This window comes from Paraburkholderia sp. BL17N1 (assembly GCF_003634175.1).
Taxonomy (GTDB): Bacteria; Pseudomonadota; Gammaproteobacteria; order Burkholderiales; family Burkholderiaceae; genus Paraburkholderia.
Genome location: NZ_RBIW01000002.1, coordinates 2,034,393 through 2,057,066 on the forward strand (window position 1 = coordinate 2,034,393; position 22,674 = coordinate 2,057,066).

Here is a 22,674-nt window from a genome sequence, read left to right on the forward strand (position 1 = left end):
CCGGCCCGCCATGGCTGTGCCGGATAGCGTTTGGGTGCAATTTTAAAGGGATGGCCGCTTGAGGTCAATTGTCTTATATCTTATATAAGAGTGGCCGTCGAAGAACTGGTTTTGGAAGGCCGAGAGACGCCGGCTCAACGGTGGCGTCCCTTGAAACCCGGATGAACACTGCGCACGGGCGGCTCGTGAGCCGCCCCGCCGTGCCGCGCAAGTCACCGGAATAGCATCCCTCGAATCCGACCCGATCAGCGGAACCTGCCACGCATTTGCCGCCTTCCTTGCCGAAGCGCTGGACGATCTCCATGCGCTGCGTGAAGCCGATTAGCTTTACCATGCATTGCCGTCCGACATTTTTCGCGGCCTGCTGTCCGTCAGCATGCGGCCCACGCGTCATTGTGATGGCGGCCCGATGCAGTTCACCCGCCTCAACCCATGACGGAGGCTCCTATGCAATACCTGTTGATGATCTATTCGGAAGAAAACGGCTGGAACCAGATGAGCGACAGCGAGCGGCAGCAAGGCGTCGCCGCATATCACGCGTACACCGAATCGTTGAAAAAAGCGGACGTTCTGGTCGGCGCCAACCGGCTGCAGCACACGAACACAGCGACCACGGTGCGGCTCGTCGACGGCAAGCCGCAGGTGCTTGACGGACCGTTCTCCGATTCGAAGGAGCAGTTGGCCGGCTACTACCTGATCGATGTGCCCAACCTGGACGCGGCGATCGCGTGGGCGTCGCGTTGCCCCGGCGCGGCGCACGGCCTCATGGAGGTGCGCCCGGTCTGGACCGCTCCGTACGATGCGCCTTCCGTTGCATGAGTCAGTATGGCTGCGGCCGTGAGCGCTGACGGCGCGGCGCGTGCGATCGCCGAGGCGGTCGCGCGTCGCAGCTACGGCAAGCTCGTCGCGCTGCTGGCAATGCGCACGCGCGACGTCGCCGCGGCCGAGGACGCGCTGGCCGACGCGTTTGCGGCCGCGCTCGCCGACTGGCCGGAGCGCGGCTGCCCCGCGAATCCCGAAGCGTGGCTGATGACGGTCGCGCGGCGCCGGGCAATCGACGGCGCGCGGCATCGCCGCGTCGGCGACGAAGTGACGAACCAGCTCACGATCCTCGCCGACGAGATCGACGAGCGTGAAGCAGCCGCGTTGCCCGACCGGCGGCTTGCGCTGCTGTTCGCATGCACGCACCCGGCGCTAGAGGCCGCGATTCGCACGCCGCTAATGCTGCAAGTCGTGCTGGGGCTCGAAGCGAAGACGATTGCCTCCGCGTTCCTGATGTCGCCGGCCGCGATGAGCAAGCGCCTCGTGCGGGCGAAGAACAAGATCCGCGCGGCGGGCATTCCGTTCAGCGTACCCGAGCGCGAGGAGTTGCCTGGCCGGCTTGCCGCGGTGCTGGAAGCGGTCTATGCGGCGTATGCGGAAGGGTGGACCGACCCGCTCGGCCGCGATACAGAGAGGCGCGATCTCACCGGCGAGGCGTTGTTCCTTGCACACCTGCTCGTCGAACTGTTGCCCGAGGAGCCGGAGACGCTGGGTCTGCTCGCGCTCATGCTGTATGCGCAGGCGCGTTGCGACGCGCGACGCAATGCGGCCGGCGACTATGTGCCGCTGTCGGCTCAGAATCCGGCGACATGGAACGCGCCCATGATCGATGCAGCCGACGCACTGTTACTGCGCGCGAGCGCATTCAACGCAATCGGACGCTTTCAGCTGGAAGCCGCGCTGCAGTCGGCGCACGTGCACCGCAGCCGAACGCATCGTTCGAACTGGGATGAGATCGTGCAGCTCTACGATGCGCTGTTCGCGATTGCAGCCTCGCCGGTGGTCGCGGTGAACCGCGCGCTCGCGCTGGCGGAACGCGACGGCCCGCTGGCGGCGCTCGACGCGCTCGAGCCGTACGCAGACGATCCGCGCCTGGCCGACTACCAGCCGTACTGGGCCGCGCGCGCCGATCTGCTCACGCGTGCCGGCGCGACGGCTGAAGCGCTCGGCGCGTACGATCTCGCGATCGGACTCGAGCGCGATCCGTCCGTGCGCCGATTTCTGCAGCGCAAGCGCGCCGAGGTGTCATCGGCGGGAAGTTAGAAAAATCGCCCCGGCTTCTCGCTCAACGCTGCTGCTGCACGGCCAACAGCGGATTGACGACCTTCGGCGCCGCTGCCTTCTGATGCAGATCCTTGATGAACGCCTCGCTCAGCGCAATGACCTTTGCCGACGCTCGCGGATCGAAGAGCGCGTGATCGAGCTCATCGAGAACGACCGCCTTGACATGCGAAAAGCGCGACAGCTTCTTCCCGCGCTTACCGAAATGCGCATTGAGCTGATCCATTCCTTCGTCGCTTGAACCGTAGACGAAGAGCGTCCGCACGCCTTTGCGTTCGAGCGTGTGAACGACGCCGTGCGGGTGCGTCAGCGTATCGGCTTCGGCCGCGCCGGTACGGTGGCCGGCTGCGTCCAGCCGATGCGAATGCAGACGCGCGAGCAGAGTTGCTGCGACGGCCTGCGCGATGGGCCTGAACTTGCGCTTTCCGCTCAGGACGAGCCACCATTTGGACGGCTTGAATATCGCGGGCCCGACACGCTTCAGCGAGTTACGCTGCAACTCCTCCAGTTCAGCCATCGACATGTGCGGGGGTATGTAAAAACGCACGATATTGACCGCGATGACGGCCGTGAGAGCCGGCTCCACGAGCGCCGCGCGCAAGGCGCTGTAGGCGCCCGAGCAGATCCCGAAGGAGATGACCGTTTGATAGCCCTTGCGCTTGAGCCAGGCGGCGGCTGTCGCGACATCCTCGATGGTCGTGGATGCGTGGATCTTCGGCACCAGATCGAGTGGTCCTTGTGGCGTACGCGGAGGACTGTCGCCGATGCCGCGCGCGTCGATGCGCATGGATGGAATGCCGCGCCGGGCCATTTCCCGCGCGATTCGAACCGAAAGCCGGCTGTCGCCATGATGCACGCTGCCGGCAGTATTGGTGATCAGCATGACGGGCCCGTACGCGATCCTGCCGCGCGGTTCGCACAGCATGCCGAACAGGCCGTTGGCGCCGAAGATGACCGGGCGCTCGCGGGCTTCGGGCGTTTCGATGATCGCTTCGTCGTCGAGGGATACGCTCGGCCGTGCGCCTCTGTTCACCTGGTTGTGGACGCGCGTTCCCGGGGCGCCGTCCACGATCCATTTGACGACCTCGTCGAACGCGCGAGCCGGCACAGTCGACGACTTCGTCTCATCCATATATTCAAGGTAGCCTTCCAGCACGCCCGTTTCGACCGCGACGCCGCGTCCGCGCAGCGTCGAACACAGCGTGGCGCTGGCGCGGGCGCGCGCATCGAGCACGAGCGCGCGCGTGAGAACCGCGGAGTGCATGTCCATCGCCTTCGAGAGATCGAGCGCGTCCAGTTCACTGCAAAGCCTGTCGCTGTAAACCTGTCCCAGCACGTTGAACGGCTTGTCGCGCTGCGTTGCGCGCAAGGACGGGGCGAGATTGTCGAGCCAGACCTTGCGCAGCGCCGCCAGTTCGCGCAGATAGGTGCGCCCGCGTGCGACGGGCGCGAGCAGCACGAGCGAGTCGGCCGCGCATGCTCGCGACGCCAGCGCAGCGAGGGTTGCGCCGAGACGCAAGCCGCAGAGCGTCACGCTGGTCACGCCGGTTTGTTCCTTCAGGCGCTTGACGGCCGCGACGATATCGGACACGAAGGCTTCAAGGTGATGGGCATTGCCGTCGACGCCCGCGGAGTCTCCCGTTGCCAGATAGTCGAAGCGCAGTGTGGGAATACCGTACGCGGACAGTTCTTCGGCGAGATATCGGATGCCCTTGTGGCACCACGGCTCCTCATGACCGAACGGGCTGCAGAGCACCACGCCATGCGTGCCTTCTCCAGCATGAAGCCATCCAAAGCGTCCACCGAATGCGATCGGTTTCATGGCTAGCCTCGATCGGTCTGGTTGTTGTCGCCGACTGGGGCCGGGTTGCAAAAAGCGGGCGTTGCAAGGTCTTTTGCAACTGCACCGCGCAATGTTCTTGTCTCGTAGTGCATCAGTGTGAGCCTCTTTTTGTTTTGAGCGTTTTGGTCGATTGGATCGCTCTTTAGAGGCCGCTTCGGTGCGCTAAACAACATTGCACGAGGCAGAGAATGAATTTGATCTGAACAACGTTTGCCCTTTAACAAACGTTCACTGATTGCGCGTATTTTTTAAAAAAGTCGATTAAGGACTTACCCGTAGCTGTTACGTTTTAAAGTAATTTCACGCGCACTGTGCGAATTCGCACATAGCGCTGGCGATTGCCGAAGTAATTTATTTTCGGGGAAAATCGTTCTGCAGACAAAACCGGGGCATAAAGCGGAATGAGACTGTTCGCCAGTACTCGTCCGACAAAATAAAAATACGCTAAATGCGTTGTTTGATACGTGACACGGGTAAATCGATTTATCGGACGAGTAGGCGAGCGACGTTCAAACACGCTGCGCGCGCAGGTGTCCGACGCGCGCCGGAAACCGCCAATGCAGCTCGATTCGGCCTCCGCGTCGTGCACTGGTGCGTGAAAGCACGCATAATGCGAATTCTCCGGGTTTAGTTCCTTTCGGATAAATTACTCATATATTTATTTATATTTAATCAGACAATAAAAAAATGTGTCGTTCTTGATACGTTTTTCTCGTCATACGTTTAGAAAAATTTACCATTCAGCAGACAAAAGTATCGGTACGGAAGTCATTGAAAAGATGGAGGTTCAGGGAATTTGTTCCGGATCTTGTAAAAAGTATGATGATATGATGTACATATTGTAACAAGTGTGACGTAGGACTGACTTTGTTAATCTGATACGATTATTAAGAGATGGTAATAATTTACCTTCTAGCTATTACTGTGCATCTCATCGGCCGCTTCAGCGCCATCGAAATGCAAGTCTGGCGAACCCTTCCGGAAGATCTGCTTTACCAATCCTGAAGTTCTCTTTGCTTTAAGCGGAGATCTCTTCGGGTATTCGCTTGCGCCCGCGCGTATTCGCATGCCGATTACGCGGGGTAACTCGTACTTAAGCGTTCGGGCTTTGCGCCCGTTATCTCGCTTAATTTCCCTATTAACGCCTGTATGGTTGCGGTCGTTCGCCTGGGCTTTGGCTTTTGATCGCGCCGGCATAGTTGGAAAGACTTGAATGATTAAGAATACACCAGCGGCAAGCCTCCCCGTTTCCAATACTGAACTCACGGTCCGTCGTAAATTTCTGACGTCGTTGTTGGCCGGCGGCGGCGCGTTCGTGCTCGCCGCATGCGGCGGTGGTGGCGATGCCGCTAGTCCCGACGCGGTCGCGGACCGATACCGACGCGGCGGCGGCGCATCGAACCCGAGCGGCGCCAGTTCGTCGAGCGGAGCGAGCGCGCCGGCAACGGCAAGCTCGCCGGCGGCGGCAAGCTCCCCCGCTGGCGCGAGCTCGCCGACGAGCACCCAGGGCGTTCTTCTCGACACGTCGTTCGGCGTAAAAGGCGATGGGACCACCAACGATCGCGTCGCACTCCAGCGCGCAATCGACGGCTCCATTGGACAGATTTTGCTGATTACCGGCAAGAGCCGGATCGATGTGGCCGGCCTCGACCTGCGCACCAATAGCCACGTGCGCTTTGCAAGCGGCGCTTCGATCAAACTGCTGGCGCACAATACCGATACGTATGAAATCCTGCGTTTGGCGGATGTGGATAATGTCACGCTTGAAAGCCCGTATCTCGACGGCAGCAAGGAATTGAATTCGGCGAAGTCGGGCGAATGGGGAATGGGGATCTCGATTAACGGCGCGACGAATTGCACCATTACGTCTCCGACCACGATCAATTGCTGGGGCGACGGCATTTATATCAACAACAGCGATAAAAAGAGCAACGGCTACAGCACGAACATCACGGTCAATTCGCACCACGCGACCGGATGCCGACGCCAGGGCGTATCGATTATCAGCGGCAGCGGCATCACGTTTAATAGTCCGCTTTGGGAAAATATCGGCGGAACGGCTCCCGGCGCCGGTCTCGATATCGAACCGAATGACAATAGCGCCGTGTTTCAAAACATCCGCATCGTCAGCCCGACGACGAATAACTGCGCCGGCGGCGGGATTAACGTTTATTTTGGCTTCTTCCCGGGTCCGGTCAACAAGACGGTCAGCATCAGCATTACCGGCCATACGGATACGGGCAGTCCCGGCGGTTCATTCAACGTGCAGGGCCTGCAATTGAATGGCTACGTCGTGAATGGATCGATTACCAGCGCCAATCCGGTCTGGAAGAAAACCGGGCTGAGCCTGGAAGACTGGGACAAGGGTGGCCCGACGGTGACGGTTACAAACGCGCGCATCGGCTGATGCAAGCGTTCTTCCGGTGGTGCGATGCCGCAACGGATCGTGCCCCGGCTGCCTGACGAGCAGGTTGGGCCGGCCTGGTGCCGGCCCAAGCGGTATTTTCAGGCTGCTGCGAAACCCGTTCGCGGTGACGCGAACTGTCCAGGACCGAGACCCTCCATCAACTGGGCTTGAATCGACACTGCTTGTCTCGGCCGGGTGACCTTCCCTTTTTTCGGGCTATATGGCGCGTCGAAGTTTCGTGACTCGTCGAGGATGAGGGGAAGTTAAGGAAGAGTCGCGAAGCGATACAAACCGTCCAAAGCCCCTGATTCGACGTCTTCCGGAATGGGATTAAGCGACTGTGCCCGAACGTGAATCAGCATGTCCGACACGAGTAAGCTGAAACGTGCGACGCAATTCAAATCCCAGACGCTCGTACAACCCGATCGCGGCGGTGTTGTTGCTGAACACGTGGAGAAACGGCGTGTCCCCCCGTTGCTCGATCTCTCTTCGCAAGACTTTGATGAGCCGCCCCGCAAGGCCACGTCCTCGATAGTCTTCATCTACGCAAACAGCGCTGATCTCAACGTATCCGTCAACGCGCATCCGTTCGCCGGCCATTGCGATAAGACGCCCCTGCTCGCGAATTCCAACGTAGTTGCCCATTTCGCCCGTTCGCTTGCCGAAAGGACCGGGTTTGGTCTTCTGGGCGAGCTCAAGCATATCTTTCCCGTCCGCGTCACCCAGTCGAATTACGTCGTGGTCGTCCGCGCTCGCTGCTGTGCGATGCCGCGCGATCATTTGATGGATCACGCCCGCGTGCGTGATCTGAAGCCCGTCTAGCGGACCGATCGATTCGTCGGATCGCAGCACGGCGGCCTGCTCGTGAGGCAGCAAAAGCTGAAGCAGCGCCTGATATGCCGCGGGCGTCTCAGATGCCAGAGCAGCGAAGGGCGCCACATCGAGGTGGTATCGACGGGCAAGGGCATTGCCATATCCCAGGTGCGCCTGCTTCGTGGTGAGGGCCGCCCAGATCGGACGGTCGAGGTCAGCGTCTATCGAACCGCTCATGCTTTCTCCTTTGCAAGCGCGACTGTGTGCCGGCGGCTTGACTGAATGATCCGCCAGCGCGTCACGCTGGCCGTATTGCTGTGCAGTCTAGACGCCCGACAGGCGCGAGGCTATAGTCGCAAATGACATTAATAGATCTATTTGCGACATGAAAGTGGTCATCTTCGCACTGGACGGCCTGTTCGATACCGGGCTCACGGTCCTGCTGGATACCTTTGCGACTGCCAACGAGCTGGCCGTGGCCCAAGGCTTCGCCGCACCGCCTTTCGATGTCAGAGTCGTTGGCGTGCGCAAACGCATTCGGACCGCGCATGGCTTGTCGACCGCGGTCGAACCCGCGAGCACCGTTAGCCGTCCCGATTGGGTGGTGGTGCCTGCGCCGAATGTCAGACAGCCTGAGCGCCTGATCGAGGCGCTGAGCCGTCCAGACGTGCGCGATACGATGGCGTACCTTCGCAGCTGGCATGCCGACGGCGTCGGCGTCGCGGCTGCCTGTATCGGGACTTTCCTGCTGGCCGAAGCCGGACTTCTGGATAACCGCGAGGCGACAACCACGTGGTCGCTCGCGCCTTTCTTCCGCCAACGCTATCCGGCTGTCAAGCTGGACGATTCGCGCATGGTCGTCGCCTCACAACGCGTGGTGACGGCGGGTTCCGCGATCGGTCATCTCGACCTTGCGCTCTGGCTGCTGCGTCAGGCAAGCCCCGAACTGGCGACGCTGGTTGCCCGGTTCATGCTCATAGACAAGCGTTCTTCCCAGTCCGAATACATCATTCCGGATCACCTCGCTCACGCCGATCCGCTGGTCGCGCGATTCGAGCGATGGGCTCGCGACAATCTTTCGGCAGGGTTTTCGCTTCAGGCGGCAGCGGCAGCGTTGTCGATCGGACCGCGCACTTTGCAGCGCCGTACCGAGGCCGTGCTCGGTAAGTCGCCACTGGCCTTCTTTCAGGATTTGCGAATCGAGCGGGCGCAGAACCTCGTCTCAATCGGCTATGACCTCGAGAGAATTGCGAGCGAGGTGGGTTACGCCGACTCGGCGACGTTGCGGACTTTGCTGCGCCGGAGGCTCGGCCGCGGGGTGCGGGAACTTCGCGCCGAAATGCGCTAGCGTTCCGACAACGGTTCGCCGAACCATCGCGACTTGAACGGAATAGCCGTGGTCAACCGGTTTCGTTTCGGTATAGTTGCCAACGCGCTCTCAACGCGAACGAAGTCACATCGCCACTCTCTTCGGATGGAGTGCGCCGTCACTTGCTCAAAGCAAAGATTTCCCTTGGGCCAGAATCTTGTCGCAGACCTGTTTCGTGATCTGCTCCTTCAGACCGCCGCCACTCAGGTCCACCTGCTTACCGTCGCCACTGTTCAGGATGCCTTTGGCGCCGTCAGTGTACCCGCTGTCGCTCGACGATGAACCGCCCGGCAGCTTGCTCATGAGCCCATCTTTGATCGACGACGCGCTGCCACCGAGATAGTTGTTCTTGATACAAAATTCAAGCACGCCCGCGACATTGCCCGTGCTGCCGGACGTTAGCGACTGCAACGACAACCCACTGCCTAAACCGCCAAGGCTGTCGAGTCCACCAGCGGCGGCGCCGTTTCCACTCTGATTGAGAAGGTTGCCGAGTTGGGCGTGGGCGGTTGGGAAATAGAGCAATGTAGCGACCAGGAGCCCGTTGGCCCAGGTGCGACGGTTGCATGCGATCATGGAAGCCCTCTTGCCGTGGAGTGAAGGTAGTCTTCACTATAGTGCCTCACGGACTTAAACAAAGAACGAGGTCATGGACGATTCGAACAGGCCCCGCGCGCTGCATGTGCCAACGCCAGCGCCAATTTCGCCCCGACCTCGGCATTGTGTTTGATGAGCGCGATGTTTGTCGTCAGGCTGCGCCCATTCGTCAATGCCTTGATGCGAGCCAGCAGGAAGGGCGTCACGGCTTTACCGGTGATACCTTTCACCGCGGCCTCCGCGAGCGCCTGCTGGGTCAGCGCGTCGATCTCCTCGGACTTCATCGCTGCCGCTTCCGGCACTGGCGTGCTCAACACCACGCCGCCCACGAGACCCAAGTCCCACTTGGTGCGGATGAAGCGTGCCTGCTGCGCCGCATCGTCCAGCCTGAAGTCCGCGCGAAAACCGCTGTCGCGCGTGTAAAACGCGGCGAAATTGTCCTGCTCGCAACTGAGCACCGGCACGCCGTGCGTTTCCAGGTATTCCAACGTGAGTCCGATGTCGAGAATGGACTTCGCGCCCGCGCAGACCACCGCCACCGAAGTCTTCGCCAGTTCCTGCAGATCGGCCGAAATGTCGAAACTTTCCGGCGCGCCCCGGTGCACGCCGCCAATGCCTCCGGTCACGAAGACCTCGATGCCGGCCAAGGCGGCGCATATCATCGTGCCGGCTACCGTGGTGGCGCCAAGGCCGCCGCCGGCCAGCACGGCCGGCAGATCGCGGCGGCTGACCTTGTGTACCTGGTCCGAGCGCCCGAGCAGTTCCACTTCGTCGTTCGAAAGGCCGATGCGGATTCGCCCGTCGATCAACGCGATAGTCGCGGGCTCGGCACCCAGCCCGCGGATCACGGCCTCCACTTCGCGCGCAGTGCGAACGTTCTCCGGATAGGGCATGCCGTGAGCGATGATGGTCGATTCCAGCGCGACGAGCGGGCGGCCGGCAGCCTGTGCAGCGGCCACAGGTCCGCTGAAACTCAACCACGAGTGAGCAAGGTTCGTCATCGTCACGATCTTCCCGGCGGTATATTTCGTTTAAGTATGCAGCAAGAGGCGGCTGCAAGGTTCACTCGTTGCAGCGCGATGGCGCTTATCATTAGAGAAGTGTCTGGCCGCCCTTGCTGGAAGCGTTTGTTGAAGCACGGCGGTGCGCCGTGCAACGGTACTCCTGATGAAAAAGGACAGACGCTTGATGTACTGAACGTGTTGGATGGTCGATGTCGGGTCCCGGAGGTGCCATGTCACCGCTACACGCAACCAATCTGCTCCAGTCGAACGAAGGTGCCCGTCTTCATGGTCCCGAACTCGACCGCTGGCGCCGCTGGGGGCCTTATCTGAGCGAGCGGCAATGGGGCACCGTTCGCGAAGACTACAGCGAACACGGCACCGCATGGGACTACTTTCCGCACGATCATGCGCGCAGCCGCATGTACCGCTGGGGCGAGGACGGCATTGCCGGATTCGGCAACGACCCACTCGACTGGTGCGTATCGCTCGCGCTCTGGAATGGGCACGATCCGATCATCAAGGAACGGCTCTTTGGGTTGGCGAATGAGGAGGGCAATCACGGCGAGGACGTGAAGGAGCTTTACTTCTATCTCGACGGCACGCCGACGCATTCGTACATGAAGATGCTGTACAAGTATCCTCATGACGCGTACCCGTACCAGGACCTCATCGACGAAAATCTGCGGCGCGGCGCGGACCAGCCCGAATATGAAATCCTCGATACGGGCGTGTTCGACGACAACCGATACTTCGACGTTTGCGTGGAGTATGCGAAGCACACCCCTGACGATATCGTGATGCGGGTGACCGTCGAAAACCGCGCGGATCAGCGCGCGGCGCTTCATCTACTGCCGCAATTCTGGGCGCGCAACAGATGGGCCTGGTCGGGTAAGCCCGGCAAGCCGTCGCTTACGCTGGAGTCGAATAGAGAGGACGGCACGCGTGTCGTCGCGCGCCACCCCGCACTCGCAACGATGATCGTGACGGCGTCTGCGCAACAGCCGATCGAGTGGCTCTTCTGCGAAAACGAAACGAATGTGCGCCGGATTTTCGGCGTCGATGGAGCAGGGCCGTTCAAGGACGGCTTCAATGACTACCTCGTTGACGGCGACGAGCACGCAATCCGGCGCGACAAGGGCACTCGTGCCGCCGCGCATGTGGCCCTGCAGTTTGCGCCACATGAGTGCTCGGTGCTGTACCTGCGCTGGCGTCCCGAAGCGGCTGCGGACGTCGCGCATCTCGACATGCCAGCGCTTTTCACGCGCCGGCAAGAGGAAGCCGACGAATTCTACGCGGCGCTTCAGCACGACATCGCCGACGCCGATGCGCGGCTCGTGCAGCGCCAGGCGCTCGCCGGCATGCTGTGGTCGAAGCAGTACTACCAGTTCGACGTAACGCGTTGGCACGACGGCGACCCTGGCCAACCGGCGCCACCGAGAGCTCGCAGGAACGGCCGCAATGCGGACTGGCGGCACATGTGCAATGGCGACATCGTGTCGATGCCCGACAAGTGGGAGTACCCGTGGTACGCGTCGTGGGATCTCGCCTTTCATGCGGTCGCGTTCGCCATGATCGATCCCGACTTCGCGAAGAAGCAATTGCTGCTGCTCGTGAAGGAGCGCTATATGCATCCGAATGGACAATTACCCGCCTACGAGTGGGCGTTCGGCGACGCCAATCCACCGGTGCATGCGTGGGCCACATGGCGCGTGTATGAACTCGACCGCGAGGTGACGGGCGTCGGCGATCACGCGTTTCTTGAAGTCATGTTCCACAAGCTCCTGCTCAATTTCTCGTGGTGGGTCAACCGCAAGGACGCCGATGATCACAATATCTTTCAGGGCGGCTTTCTTGGGCTCGACAACGTGGGCATCTTCGACCGGTCTTCGCCGCTGCCCACCGGCGGGCGCATCGATCAGGCGGATGGCACGGCATGGATGGCCTCGTACGCACTCGACCTGATGCAGATCGGCCTCGAACTCGCAATGACGAACAGCGCGTACGTTGAAATTGCGGTGAAGTTCTTCGAGCACTTTTTGTATATCGCGGAAGCGGTCAGTTGCAGCGAAGGGTGCAAAACGGGGCTATGGGACGGACAGGACGAGTTCTTCTACGACGTACTTCACCTTCCAAACGGAACCCGTGTGCCAATGCGCATTCGTTCGATTGTCGGACTGATTCCGATGTTCGCCGTTCACGTGTTAGAGGATCGCGTGTACGGTCATCTGCCGGGATTGCGCGAACGGCTAGCCTGGTTTCTCGATCATCGACCAAATCTGGCTAAGCTGGTGTCGCGCTGGACCGAACCCGGTAAGGGCAATACCACGCTGCTGTCCTTATTGCGCGGACACCGTATGACAACACTGCTGCGCCGCGCGCTCGACGAAAACGAATTTCTCTCCGAGCACGGCGTGCGAGCGCTGTCGCTCGTGCATCGCGATACACCTTATGTCTTCGACCATGACGGCGTGAATGTCCGCATTCAATATCAACCGGCCGAATCGGACTCGCGCGTTTTCGGCGGCAATTCGAACTGGCGCGGGCCGGTCTGGATTCCTGTCAACTACCTGCTGATCGAATCGCTATATGAGTTCCACTGCTACTACGGCGATGAATTCCGCATCGACTATCCGACAGGATCGGGCAAGCGTTGTTCGCTGGGCGAGATTGCCGACGACCTTGCGCGGCGCGTCACCACGCTCTTTCTTAAAGATGCACGAGGTGTGCGGCCCGTGATGGCTGCTTATCCGATGCTGCAGGCCGACCCGCGTTCGCAGGATCTCATCCTGTTTCATGAGTACTTTCACGGTGACAACGGACGTGGCGTCGGCGCTTCGCACCAGACCGGCTGGAGCGGGCTCGTCGCGCTGCTGCTTCAGCCGCGCATGATGAAGCTGTCGCATGTGGCGGCCGATGTTGCGTCGGCGGATGCGGCGGTGGGAGAAGATGCGGCGTCGGCTGCGGCGCGGTAACTATTCGTAGCCGAGCTTGTGACTCAGAATGGGCGCGAAAAAGAGCGCAACCGCTGAGCCCGCCGCCTTACCTTCGAGTTCCGCGGCCGCAGCCGCGGCTCGCATTCCGTACGAGTGCGCGAACAGATCAAATAACTGGGGTACGCAGTAAAGTACTGCAATCGCAATGCAATAAGATTGCACGACGGATATGCGCCAACCCTTCTCGACGGCGACAGCGGCGCAGACAATGCGCAGAATGGCGAACAATACGAGCGCACCCACGGCTGCCTGTTCTCGGACCAGATACTCTGGAATAAACTCGCCCATAACTTCCTGTGCGCCCGCTGCGTTAAACCGCCTTAAATGAAAACCGTCCGTTCGAAGTTTGCGGTCGAATGGTCGACTGCCTTGGGACAATCGTTCTTCGACATGGAGAGACGGCGCGACAGGTTTTGATATTACCGATGCCGCGCTAGCGGCACGAAAGCGCGGCTGAATGAACCATAGTCTTGGCCGATATCGTCAAGATTCACCGGCCGCCGGACGAATGCCCATTCCTTCGGTCGCAAAACCTGCGGAGGTGTTGGACGTATCCGCGGCAGATCAGTCTGTCAGCCTGCGGCCACTGGCGAGCGCGCAAGCAGATATTCCTCGAAATCGGCGGCCACTTCCGGGTGACGCAAGGCAAACGCGACGGTTGCCTTCAGATAACCCAGCTTGCTGCCGCAGTCGAAACGCGTGCCGTGATACTTGTACGCCAGCACCTGTTCGTCGGCGAGCAGCGACTGAATCGCGTCCGTGAGCTGCAATTCGCCACCTGCGCCCGGCTTCAACGCACGCAGATGGTCGAAGATGCGCGGCTTCAGCACATAGCGGCCGACCACGCCGAGATTCGACGGCGCCACGCTCGGCTCCGGCTTTTCGACGATGCCCGACATCTTGATGATCGAGTCTTCCCACTTCTTGCCGTCGACGATACCGTACGACTTCGTCTCCAGGGCCGGGATCTCTTCGACGCCGATCACCGAGCTGTGATAGTGGTCGAACACCTCGATCATCTGCGTCATGACGGGCGGCGTGCCGTACAGCAAGTCGTCCGCGAGAATGACGGCGAACGGGTTGTCGCCCACCAGCTTTTCGGCGCACATCACCGCGTGGCCCAGGCCCAGCGCTTCCGGCTGACGCACGTAGAAACAGTCCACATGGCTCGGCTTGATGCTGCGCACGAGTTCCAGCAGCTTGTCCTTGCCGCGCGCCTCGAGTTCGGCCTCGATTTCATATGACTTATCGAAGTGGTCCTCGATCGCGCGCTTGCTGCGGCCCGTGACGAAGATCATTTCGGTGATGCCGGCCGCCATTGCCTCTTCGACCGCGTACTGGATCAGCGGCTTGTCGACAATCGGAAGCATCTCTTTCGGGCTCGCCTTCGTGGCGGGAAGGAACCGGGTGCCGAGACCCGCCACCGGAAATATGGCCTTGGTAACTTTGAGCATGAGTTGTCCGGGGTGTTCGCGATACAGACGTTAGAGAGTAGCCGGCCTTCCAAGACGGGCCAAAGCGAAGCTGACCAGGCAGAGTTTGCGTAGTGTCGGATAGATCGACTCGGGTGGTCGAGCGTAACCATAGAGGCGAAAACCGGCTATGGATGCGAGATGGCGGAAGAAGCGCCGCTTTTGGCTAAAGCGGATACGTGAAGGCCTGGCGGGGAGCACCACGGCGCAGGGCGTATAGCGCGTGGATCCATGGCATCGATGACAGCGGCGAGGTTCTGTTGCGATCCAGTCCGCGCATAACGATGCTAGAAATAGTCTCTTCGCGGAAAGTTGGGGAGGAACGGGCGGCCAACGGAATTGCGACGCGCTTTACCGGAGGAGCTTAGCCGAGACGTACGCTCAGGATTGCTCCGCGGGAGACGGTGCCCTGCCCAAGCGGTAATCGGTGGGTGTCGTCGCAAGATACTTCCTGAATAACTTGGCCAACTGACCGCCGCTGCCAATGCCACAACGTCGTGCAATCTTATCGACAGGCAAGCGCGACTCGACGAGCATCCGGCAACTCATGTTAAGACGAGCGCGAAGCAGATAGTCGGAGGGGGTCATCCCGATCTCGCTCTTGAAGCGGCGCAGGAAGTTGCGCTCGCTCATCGCGGCCACCTTCGCGGCCGCGTCGATAGAAACGGGCCGGTCGACGTTTGCCTCCAACCAGCGCGCCGACGTCATGATCTTTTCACTGACTTTGGGCGCTCCGCTGCGGGAAATGGACGTGTCCCAAGGCACATCCTGCTGAGGGGCAACCGATTCAGCGACATGACGCGCCACTTCCAGTCCCATATCCTCTTCCACGATACGCAGTGCTGTGGCGACCTCGGTCGGGGCTTCGCTCAGTGCTCGTGCCTGATAGTAGTCGCCCGTTTCAATCTCGCCATATAAGAGGGCACAGTAGCGGCTGGGAAGCTTTGCTGCTTCCAGTAACAGCCTGCCCTCGGCGATCGGATGAACGATCTCGCTGAACGGATGCCTGCGGCGCAGCCAATTGCTAAGGCGTTCGTCGCGGCACGCATGCGGTACACCCGCGCCGCCTGCAATGAACAGCAGATGTCTGTCATTCCTGACCTGATGCGACTCGACGCTTTCAGTCCAGACGAACACCGAAGACGAGCTTGCGATGCGGCCGCCTGCCGCCGACAGCAAAGAGACGTCGTAACGCGCGCGATGTAATTGCTGTGATGCGCTGAACGCATTCGCTTTCTGGAAAATCTCGATGATTGCCGCGACTTTTGGCAGCGCAAACCCGTTAAATAACGCTATGTCGACGTGAGTCATCTCACGCGTCTGTGTTCTCACGGCACTTTGCCGCGAACAGCGCGGCAGAGTATGTACCAGCTCCATTTGTTTTCCCCCGGAATGTTTTAGCCTTCGAAGCCCCGCCCTGGACTCTGTGTTTTTCTTATCTTTTGCATGCTAACCATCAATTTTAGCGTAATTATTACATGTCCGATTTGGCCAACACATTGGCTGTTCACGACCCGGCTGCAGAAATTCCGTTTTAGCGGAGAGAATCCGTTGTCCGATACATCTGTAATCCATTTGGACGGGATTTATGCGTATATGCATAAATTTGCCGTGAAATGAGACGGAGTGTATAGCGCATTTATAGATATGGGTTATGCGAGAACGCGATATAAAACGAATTGCCAGAACGGTGGTCACCGCTCCGCTCAACTTTTACGGGGATGTCACTCGATCCGATCTTTTTCAAGGTAGGGCTTTCCTGGGTAATTTGCGGTAAAAACTCGGGCTATCATGGGGTTGCCACTGCCAGTTCACCCGCCTGAAAACCGGATCCAAGCAGAATTTTTCGGCGGTTTGCCATTTTCTCGACGCGCAGGGCTAAATAAGTCCTGAACGTAGCCGATAACGCGTTCATGCGTATAGAAGAAATTCAGACAATCGTTAGTGCCGCTTCCGAGACGGCCGATTCCATCGTCGGCGCGCGTGAGTGGACTACGGCCGAAGACGCGAGTGCTATGCGCGATCTGATCTTCTGGGATATGCTTGCCAAGCAATTGCCCGATATAAGCGTTGCCGATCTGCTGGCCATTCTTAAATAGCACCGTGCGAGGCTCGTTCAAGGTGAGGCAACACTTCGCATCGCACGGATCCTATTGTTTCCGCTCCACTCAATTCATGTACCACTTGTCGACGTATCGGGTAAATGCGTAGATCGTGTCCGCTTTCAGCACAACGTCTTTAGACGAACGCGTCACGATGCCCGATCCGTGAACGATCGTCACATTCGGATTCCCCAGTACGCGAATCGTTTGACCATCGGCGGCGCCGGAAAAATACGAGATGTCCGTGGGCGTCATGTAGTTATCAAGCACAACGAGACCTGAGCCGGTGACGTTGACGATCCGCGTCCCAGCCGGGGGCTTAATGGTGAGCGGCGCGCCTGACACGCTCGACCCTTCATGGTTCTGCACCAGGAACAATCCAGCCTGATTAAAGCTTCCCGCGCAGGCGAAGTATTGATTGCGCGCATCCGGATCGGATTCGCTGACGTAGTCCTCGAAACCATACTTCTGAAGACGCTCTTTTCGACCCTCGGAGCGGCATGAGGTCAGCACGTTCGAGCGCGACTTCGACGACATGTAGAAGCCGCTGTAGATGCCGACCTCGGCGGAACTATTGTTGTAGCCGAAGCATGTGCTCCATATGGCGCTGCCATCCACATAGAAGCCGTGGCCGATATTGGAGTCGCCACGGCATTGCGAAATGCGGTGCTGTGATCCTCGCAACGGTGCGATGTAGATACCGCGTTCGGCATCCTCGCCAATGCAATTCGACAGGAAGTTGTTTGCCCCGCCCACGACAATTCCGCACAGAAGAAGGTCCGGCGTGACCAGGCCGCGACCCGCGATCAGAGAAGGGTTGGCTTCGATGCGGTTGAGGAAATCGTCGGTACCGAACGTTTCGATGCATCCGGAAATTCGGTCGCGCTGGCGATTGAGCAAGACATTCGTCGTTAGAATATCCTCAAACACGACACCAAACCCTGCGAGGTGCTGAAAGCCCTGATCGGCGAAATTGTTGGCGGTGCAACGTCGTATAGCCGCCCATTTGACCAGTTGAAAGCGCACCCCGCCACCGGGGAAATTGGCGCCGCGTCCTTCGAAATTAATGCCGCTGATGCCGATTCCGCGTACGAGTGTCGCCGGCGTATCGACCACGAAGCCGTGGTCTGCCTGTACCAGCGTTACGCCGGAAATGTGGCCCGGAAGATAGCCGAACATCGTGCTACTCGATACGAGCGACACGCCGTTCTTCAAAATGACATTGCAGCGATAACGCCCGGCCGGAAAGCGAACCACACCGCCGCCACGTGCTTCGAGCAGGTCGATCGCAGACTGGATCGCCGCGCTGTCGTCGGTGCGGCCATCGCCCTTTGCACCAAATCGTTTGGGATTGATGTCGGCGTCGTTCAACTCTTCGGCCACCGTCCGGACGATACTCGTCGGCGCGGCCGCCTTGAATGCGATTGATTGAGCGTTGCTTGCTCCAGACGGCGTGTCCTTCGATAACCCCGTATCTACGGATGAAGCGTCCCGTTTCGTTTGCCCGTTGACGGCCGCCGCTGCGCTGAGAATCGTGCCTGCGAGGGCACCCTTGATTGCCTGTCGTCGGTTAGTCACGGTATGACTCTCTGTCGTCAATCATTTATTGCGCGCAACGGCGTTGCTCACGAGTTCCCTGACCAGAACAGTTGGGAAGACTAATGCGTCGTGTGCATAGCGGCGCAACAGACGCCGGGGCTCGGTGACGATCCGGTGCAGCCATTCGAGGCCAGTCCTGCGCATCCAGACCGGCGCGCGCACCTTCTCGCCCGCAATGAAGTCGATCGTCGCGCCTGCGCAGATCGCCACCTTTGCGCTGATGCGCGCCCTGTTTTCATGCACCCATAGCTCCTGCTTGGGCGCACCGAGTCCAACGATCAACAGATCTGGCTCAGCTGCGGCGATTTCGTCGAGAATGCGATCGCACTCGGACGGCAACGTCTCGAATCCGAAAGGAGGGCAGTACGTACCGACTACCAGAACGTTCAACCAGCGTTGCGTAATGATCTGCGCGGCGCGCTCCGCTACACCTGGGCCGGCGCCTAGCAGAAACACGCGCATGGGCTGATTCATTGATCGCGCCTGGTGAAGGATACTGGGTACGAGATCGCTGCCGGGCACCGCCTCCTTTAATGCGCGACCCATCATCCGCGATGCGAGCACCAGCGGCTTACCGTCTGCCAGTATCATCGAAGCGTCTGCATACGCAGCCTGGAATGCCAGCGAGTTTCGAAGTTTGACGATATGGTCCACATTCGGCGTGACCACGTAACGACATCTTGTGCGCGGCGATTCAAGCCACCGTGCCAACGTCTTTGCGGCCGTATCCATTGAGATGGCGTCTATCTCTATCCCGAACATCGTGCATTTGGTGGTCATTTAACAGGCCTCAGGTCGATAAGACGTGACGAAGCGCTCTGACAGGATTTATTTCTGCCAGAGAATTTGGATAACTAAGTAAATAAGAATCTTGTCGAATCTGCCTTGTATCGGCCCGATGCACCCAAGATCGCGCGGTGAGATCCGCTGGCCCGCCTCTATAGAAGCAAGGGCGAGCAGCGCTTAAACGCTATGCGGTGCCGGTTCTGCCATAGCGATCCTCAAGCCGAACGATGTCATCCTCGCCGAGATACGCTCCGGATTGAACTTCGATCAGCTCGAGTGGGATCTTTCCCGGATTGAACAGTCGGTGCGATACCCCAACGGGAATATAGGTAGACTGGTTTTCGGTGAACAAGTCTTCGCGGTCGCCGTTCGTAACCAACGCCGTGCCCTTGACCACGATCCAATGCTCGGCTCGATGATGGTGCAGTTGAAGACTCAATTGAGCACCGGGATTGACAACGATCCGTTTGACCTGGAAGCGCTCGCCCTGGTCGATGGATTCATACGAGCCCCACGGGCGCGTCACGCGCCGATGGGTAACGGATTCGCGCCGTCCGGTTGCGTTGAGGCTGTCGACGATAGTCTTCACGTTTTTGGCCAGATCGCGATGCGCGACGAGCACAGCGTCTGCCGTTTCGACGATTACCAGGTCGCTGACGCCAATTGCCGCGACCATGCGGTGTTCAGCGCGGATATAGGAATTCGATACGGAATCTTGCAGCACGTCGCCTATAAGCGCATTGCGCTGCTCGTCTTGCGGCGCAATCTCATGCAGTGCGGACCACGATCCAATATCGCTCCAGCCAAGATCGTCCACAGAGATAACCGCCGCGCGATCGGTACGCTCAAGAACTGCGTAGTCCACCGAGATGCTGGGACATTCGGTGAAGGCATCTTTGCCGAGCCTGAAAAATTGCAGGTCAGGACGTGCATCTTTGTATGCTTGGTCCGCGAGACGGGCAACGTCTGGCTCGTATCGTTTCAGTTCGTCCAGGTAGACGGCCGCGCCAAACAGGAAAATCCCGCTGTTCCACAGGTAATCGCGACTAGCCAGCAACTCGGCAGCGAGCGCGGCGTCAGGTTTCTCGACGAAGGCGCTGACGTTGTATGCCTCGTGCTCCATGTCCGCCAACGACTCACCCTTGCGGATGTATCCAAACCCGGTGTGCGGCGCAGTCGGCACCACTCCAAATGTGACGAGCCGCCCATCGCGCGCCAGAGCTATGCCGGTTTCGACGGCACTGTGAAACGCGTCTACGTTTTGAATGACGTGATCGGACGGCAGTACCAGCAACAGTGCCTTGGGATCATCCTGGACAGCGAAATGTGCCGCGGCCGCAATCGCCGCTGCGGTGTTTCTCGAAACTGGCTCAAGAATGATCGCAGAGACGTCGAGAGCAATTTCCTTTAATTGATCGGCAAGCTGAAAGCGGTATTCGGCATTTGAAACCAGAACCGGTGGCTTGGTGTTGTCGAGGGCATTGACGCGTTTGAGCGTAGTCTGCAACAGCGAGTGCTCGCCCGCCAGCGTAAGGAACTGTTTTGGTTGACCGCCACGAGACATCGGCCACAACCGCGTTCCACTGCCGCCACATAGAACAACTGGGAAAATGCTCATGTGCTTCTATCCTGTGTGCCTCGTTCGGAGTGACTCTACTGAGCAACCTATGTGTTGTGCGTCGACTGTCTTTATTCGACATACTTTTGGCAGATCCGGGTAACCCACTACAACCGCTTTGAAAACGGTCTTCGTGAGACATGTCGGACCTATTGCCGGCCGGCTACCGACGGATAGTCTCGATAGGCGAGAAGCATGAAGATGAAGATAGACAGACCGAGTGGTTCGATCATCAGCAAGCCGGCGAAAACGGCAAAAACAAGTGGCGCCATAGATCCGAAATCCCTACGCACCCGGAGCCAGAGAACCCAGCAATAGATCACGGTGACAGGTACGCCGTATTTGTAGATCATGCCGGTAATCGAGTTCGATATGCCGGCGTCGTTCTCCTTGATGTACCCATACTCGTCCAGTGCAAGTGCGTTGTAGGCGTCGAGATCGCCGCTTGGACGGCCGAGCAGCAAGCTGTCAGCTGCGGCGCGCGCCCCGAGTGTCATGTCGTTGATTCGCACGGTGATACTCGAGTCGCCTTGCAGCGAACGGCCGAAGAGGGTCGAGAAGGCGTCGTCGATCGCGCCAGGGGCGGCCAGCACAAGTGCCACCACAATGCCCAACATGACGGCTGCGAGATTTGCGAGCCGCGGCTGGCGCTGATGCACGTAGCAATAGGCAGCGAATGGCATCAATACCGACAAGGCTCCCATGGATTGAGTGGAGAGAGCAGCCAGAATAAATACCCAGTTGGGTCGTTTCTTGTACTTCAGACAGTTGTATGCAAAGGCCATCGTCAGCATGACGCCGTACACACCGGCTTCCCAAAAGATGCCCTGATTGCGATAGTGATTAAAGCGCTGCAGATCGGTCGAGCGGACGTAGAGAAGACCGAAGACCGTGCTGTATTCGTCATCGATATGGCGTGCGATGCCGGGGGCCACGTACGCGAGCGGATAAAGGACCAGCGAGATGATCGCCATGTAATACATTACATCGACGAAAAGCTCGCGGAAGTCGCGGCGTGTCCGTTTGAAATAGATGCACGCGACGCCCGCGATTAGCGCTTTTAGAATGACGAAAAGTTCCTTGTCGTCGATCTGAAAATCCTGCGCGTAGCTGGCAACGAAGATCGCGATAACCAGAATCCCGTAGCTTCCACGGATTGCTCGAGGAAAACGTACGGATACCAGGAAGCTGCAAAATAGAACGACGACGATTGCGGCGATCATCGCGGAATTACCAACGCGAACCACAACGATCCAACCGCCGCTGACAAGCAGGATTGCGGTCAGCAGTAACGAGGCGCGGATTTCGCGCCGGAAGAGGGCACTAAGCATGATTGATTTCGGTTGTGACACTAGCGGGACAGGCGTTACGCGCAGAAGGCCCGCCCTTTAACCATTCCATATGATCCGGATGCCAGTGGCGAACCACGCGGGCAGGTGCGCCGACGGCGACGCAGAAATCGGGGATGTCGCTCGTGACGACGGCGTTAGCGCCGATCACACAGTTGCGGCCGATTCTGGCTCCGAGTATTACGACGTTCTCGCCAATCCACGAGCCATCCCCGATGCTGACCGGGCGGCGCTGAATCAGATTTTGTGACTTGACCGGTTTGTGGATGTCTTCGTATCCGTGAATATAGTCGGCGACATAGACCCGGTCGGCGATCAGTACGTCGCATCCGATTTCGATCGACTGGGTGACGATAATATGTGCGCTGTTGCCGATGTATACGCGGTCGCGGATCTCAAGTCTGGGTTGCACGGAGAACGCGTGAATCGTCTCGATCCATGCGAAGTTGTTAATGAAGACGTCTGTGCCGATCGCAATGTTGTCCGATCCGTCGATCCGGATTGGCCTGAGAATGCGGGAACGTGCCCCGAACCGCGCGAAGAAAAATGGATAAACGATGCTCTGAAGTGACGTCCTAAGACGATTCCGGATCTTGAAGAAGATACCTATGTTCACGTG

At 59.2% G+C, this 22,674-nt stretch carries 19 protein-coding genes; 6 read left to right on the plus strand and 13 right to left on the minus strand.

Going from position 1 to position 22,674, the window contains the following annotated elements; genetic code table 11:
* Nucleotides 1-447: 447 nt before the first annotated feature.
* Nucleotides 448-819 (plus strand): YciI family protein, encoded by a 372-nt coding sequence (locus B0G82_RS29010; protein WP_106283108.1) that lies wholly within the window; start codon nt 448-450, stop codon nt 817-819.
* Nucleotides 820-825: 6 nt separating this feature from the next.
* On the plus strand, nt 826-2,085 hold the full coding sequence (locus B0G82_RS29015) for a DUF6596 domain-containing protein (protein ID WP_121309860.1): 1,260 nt from the start codon (nt 826-828) through the stop codon (nt 2,083-2,085).
* A 22-nt stretch (nt 2,086-2,107) separates the two neighbouring features.
* On the opposite strand, the gene B0G82_RS29020 is transcribed toward B0G82_RS29015, so the two are convergent.
* Together B0G82_RS29020 and B0G82_RS40690 are read right to left on the minus strand one after the other, a co-directional pair.
* Nucleotides 2,108-3,925 carry an alpha/beta hydrolase gene (locus B0G82_RS29020; protein ID WP_121309861.1) on the minus strand — a complete coding sequence of 606 codons (1,818 nt, stop codon included), beginning with the start codon at nt 3,923-3,925 and terminating at the stop codon, nt 2,108-2,110.
* A 933-nt stretch (nt 3,926-4,858) separates the two neighbouring features.
* Nucleotides 4,859-5,542 carry a hypothetical protein gene (locus B0G82_RS40690; RefSeq protein ID WP_241974865.1) on the minus strand — a complete coding sequence of 228 codons (684 nt, stop codon included), beginning with the start codon at nt 5,540-5,542 and terminating at the stop codon, nt 4,859-4,861.
* 10 nt (nt 5,543-5,552) lie between these two features.
* On the opposite strand from B0G82_RS40690, the gene B0G82_RS29025 reads away from it, so the two are divergent.
* Nucleotides 5,553-6,353 (plus strand): hypothetical protein, encoded by an 801-nt coding sequence (locus B0G82_RS29025; RefSeq protein WP_241974867.1) that lies wholly within the window; start codon nt 5,553-5,555, stop codon nt 6,351-6,353.
* A gap of 330 nt (nt 6,354-6,683) precedes the next feature.
* Here B0G82_RS29025 and B0G82_RS29030 read toward each other — a convergent pair whose 3' ends face one another.
* Entirely contained in the window at nt 6,684-7,403 is a 720-nt protein-coding gene (locus B0G82_RS29030; RefSeq protein WP_121309862.1) for a GNAT family N-acetyltransferase, read from the minus strand.
* A 148-nt stretch (nt 7,404-7,551) separates the two neighbouring features.
* On the opposite strand from B0G82_RS29030, the gene B0G82_RS29035 reads away from it, so the two are divergent.
* The gene (locus tag B0G82_RS29035) at nt 7,552-8,514 is read left to right on the plus strand and encodes a helix-turn-helix domain-containing protein (RefSeq protein ID WP_121309863.1); all 963 of its coding nucleotides are present in this window, start codon (nt 7,552-7,554) and stop codon (nt 8,512-8,514) included.
* Nucleotides 8,515-8,661: 147 nt separating this feature from the next.
* Here the strand turns inward: B0G82_RS29035 and B0G82_RS29040 are convergent, their stop codons facing one another.
* Nucleotides 8,662-9,111, minus strand: coding sequence for a DUF2501 domain-containing protein (locus B0G82_RS29040; RefSeq protein ID WP_106283114.1), 450 nt, complete (start codon nt 9,109-9,111; stop codon nt 8,662-8,664).
* A gap of 71 nt (nt 9,112-9,182) precedes the next feature.
* Nucleotides 9,183-10,133: a pseudouridine-5'-phosphate glycosidase gene (locus B0G82_RS29045; RefSeq protein WP_121309864.1), complete on the minus strand. Its 951-nt coding sequence runs from the start codon at nt 10,131-10,133 to the stop codon at nt 9,183-9,185.
* Nucleotides 10,134-10,366: 233 nt separating this feature from the next.
* On the opposite strand from B0G82_RS29045, the gene B0G82_RS29050 reads away from it, so the two are divergent.
* Nucleotides 10,367-13,108 carry a glucosidase gene (locus B0G82_RS29050; protein ID WP_121309865.1) on the plus strand — a complete coding sequence of 914 codons (2,742 nt, stop codon included), beginning with the start codon at nt 10,367-10,369 and terminating at the stop codon, nt 13,106-13,108.
* Here the strand turns inward: B0G82_RS29050 and B0G82_RS29055 are convergent, their stop codons facing one another.
* The 3 genes from B0G82_RS29055 to B0G82_RS29065 all read right to left on the minus strand — a co-directional run bounded on the left by B0G82_RS29055 (nt 13,109) and on the right by B0G82_RS29065 (nt 15,978).
* Entirely contained in the window at nt 13,109-13,417 is a 309-nt protein-coding gene (locus B0G82_RS29055; RefSeq protein ID WP_116147530.1) for a hypothetical protein, read from the minus strand. It abuts the gene before it with no gap.
* A 284-nt stretch (nt 13,418-13,701) separates the two neighbouring features.
* Entirely contained in the window at nt 13,702-14,583 is an 882-nt protein-coding gene (galU, locus tag B0G82_RS29060; RefSeq protein WP_121309866.1) for a UTP--glucose-1-phosphate uridylyltransferase GalU, read from the minus strand.
* Nucleotides 14,584-14,982: 399 nt separating this feature from the next.
* The gene (locus B0G82_RS29065) at nt 14,983-15,978 is read right to left on the minus strand and encodes a helix-turn-helix domain-containing protein (RefSeq protein WP_121309867.1); all 996 of its coding nucleotides are present in this window, start codon (nt 15,976-15,978) and stop codon (nt 14,983-14,985) included.
* Nucleotides 15,979-16,514: 536 nt separating this feature from the next.
* Between B0G82_RS29065 and B0G82_RS29070 the strand changes: the two genes are divergently transcribed.
* Complete coding sequence (locus B0G82_RS29070; RefSeq protein ID WP_106283119.1) at nt 16,515-16,700, plus strand: hypothetical protein; 186 nt, start codon at nt 16,515-16,517, stop codon at nt 16,698-16,700.
* A 69-nt stretch (nt 16,701-16,769) separates the two neighbouring features.
* Here the strand turns inward: B0G82_RS29070 and B0G82_RS29075 are convergent, their stop codons facing one another.
* From B0G82_RS29075 to B0G82_RS29095, 5 genes are all read right to left on the minus strand, one after another.
* Entirely contained in the window at nt 16,770-18,281 is a 1,512-nt protein-coding gene (locus B0G82_RS29075) for a glycosyl hydrolase family 28-related protein (protein WP_121309868.1), read from the minus strand.
* Nucleotides 18,282-18,302: 21 nt separating this feature from the next.
* Nucleotides 18,303-19,082 (minus strand): WecB/TagA/CpsF family glycosyltransferase, encoded by a 780-nt coding sequence (locus tag B0G82_RS29080; RefSeq protein WP_116147540.1) that lies wholly within the window; start codon nt 19,080-19,082, stop codon nt 18,303-18,305.
* 190 nt (nt 19,083-19,272) lie between these two features.
* Complete coding sequence (locus B0G82_RS29085; RefSeq protein WP_121309869.1) at nt 19,273-20,706, minus strand: mannose-1-phosphate guanylyltransferase/mannose-6-phosphate isomerase; 1,434 nt, start codon at nt 20,704-20,706, stop codon at nt 19,273-19,275.
* Nucleotides 20,707-20,855: 149 nt separating this feature from the next.
* Nucleotides 20,856-22,037, minus strand: a complete 1,182-nt coding sequence (locus tag B0G82_RS29090) for a hypothetical protein (RefSeq protein ID WP_116147544.1) — start codon at nt 22,035-22,037, stop codon at nt 20,856-20,858.
* Nucleotides 22,030-22,671 carry an acyltransferase gene (locus tag B0G82_RS29095; RefSeq protein ID WP_121309870.1) on the minus strand — a complete coding sequence of 214 codons (642 nt, stop codon included), beginning with the start codon at nt 22,669-22,671 and terminating at the stop codon, nt 22,030-22,032. Before B0G82_RS29095 ends, B0G82_RS29090 begins: the two co-directional genes overlap by 8 nt.
* Nucleotides 22,672-22,674: the final 3 nt, after the last annotated feature.

Bases quoted from the DNA above. Each gene is read 5' to 3' on its own strand.
- B0G82_RS29080 (WP_116147540.1), bottom strand. From the start codon at position 19,082: ATGACCACCAAATGCACGATGTTCGGGATAGAGATAGACGCCATCTCA.
- B0G82_RS40690 (WP_241974865.1), bottom strand. From the start codon at position 5,542: ATGGAGCCGTCGATTGCGCGCTGGAGTGCGACGCGATCGTTGGTGGTC.
- B0G82_RS29020 (WP_121309861.1), bottom strand. From the start codon at position 3,925: ATGAAACCGATCGCATTCGGTGGACGCTTTGGATGGCTTCATGCTGGA.
- B0G82_RS29045 (WP_121309864.1), bottom strand. From the start codon at position 10,133: ATGACGAACCTTGCTCACTCGTGGTTGAGTTTCAGCGGACCTGTGGCC.
- B0G82_RS29035 (WP_121309863.1), top strand. From the start codon at position 7,552: ATGAAAGTGGTCATCTTCGCACTGGACGGCCTGTTCGATACCGGGCTC.
- B0G82_RS29070 (WP_106283119.1), top strand. From the start codon at position 16,515: ATGCGTATAGAAGAAATTCAGACAATCGTTAGTGCCGCTTCCGAGACG.
- B0G82_RS29085 (WP_121309869.1), bottom strand. From the start codon at position 20,706: ATGAGCATTTTCCCAGTTGTTCTATGTGGCGGCAGTGGAACGCGGTTG.
- galU (WP_121309866.1), bottom strand. From the start codon at position 14,583: ATGCTCAAAGTTACCAAGGCCATATTTCCGGTGGCGGGTCTCGGCACC.
- B0G82_RS29010 (WP_106283108.1), top strand. From the start codon at position 448: ATGCAATACCTGTTGATGATCTATTCGGAAGAAAACGGCTGGAACCAG.
- B0G82_RS29055 (WP_116147530.1), bottom strand. From the start codon at position 13,417: ATGGGCGAGTTTATTCCAGAGTATCTGGTCCGAGAACAGGCAGCCGTG.
- B0G82_RS29050 (WP_121309865.1), top strand. From the start codon at position 10,367: ATGTCACCGCTACACGCAACCAATCTGCTCCAGTCGAACGAAGGTGCC.
- B0G82_RS29065 (WP_121309867.1), bottom strand. From the start codon at position 15,978: ATGGAGCTGGTACATACTCTGCCGCGCTGTTCGCGGCAAAGTGCCGTG.
- B0G82_RS29015 (WP_121309860.1), top strand. From the start codon at position 826: ATGGCTGCGGCCGTGAGCGCTGACGGCGCGGCGCGTGCGATCGCCGAG.
- B0G82_RS29040 (WP_106283114.1), bottom strand. From the start codon at position 9,111: ATGATCGCATGCAACCGTCGCACCTGGGCCAACGGGCTCCTGGTCGCT.
- B0G82_RS29030 (WP_121309862.1), bottom strand. From the start codon at position 7,403: ATGAGCGGTTCGATAGACGCTGACCTCGACCGTCCGATCTGGGCGGCC.
- B0G82_RS29090 (WP_116147544.1), bottom strand. From the start codon at position 22,037: ATGCTTAGTGCCCTCTTCCGGCGCGAAATCCGCGCCTCGTTACTGCTG.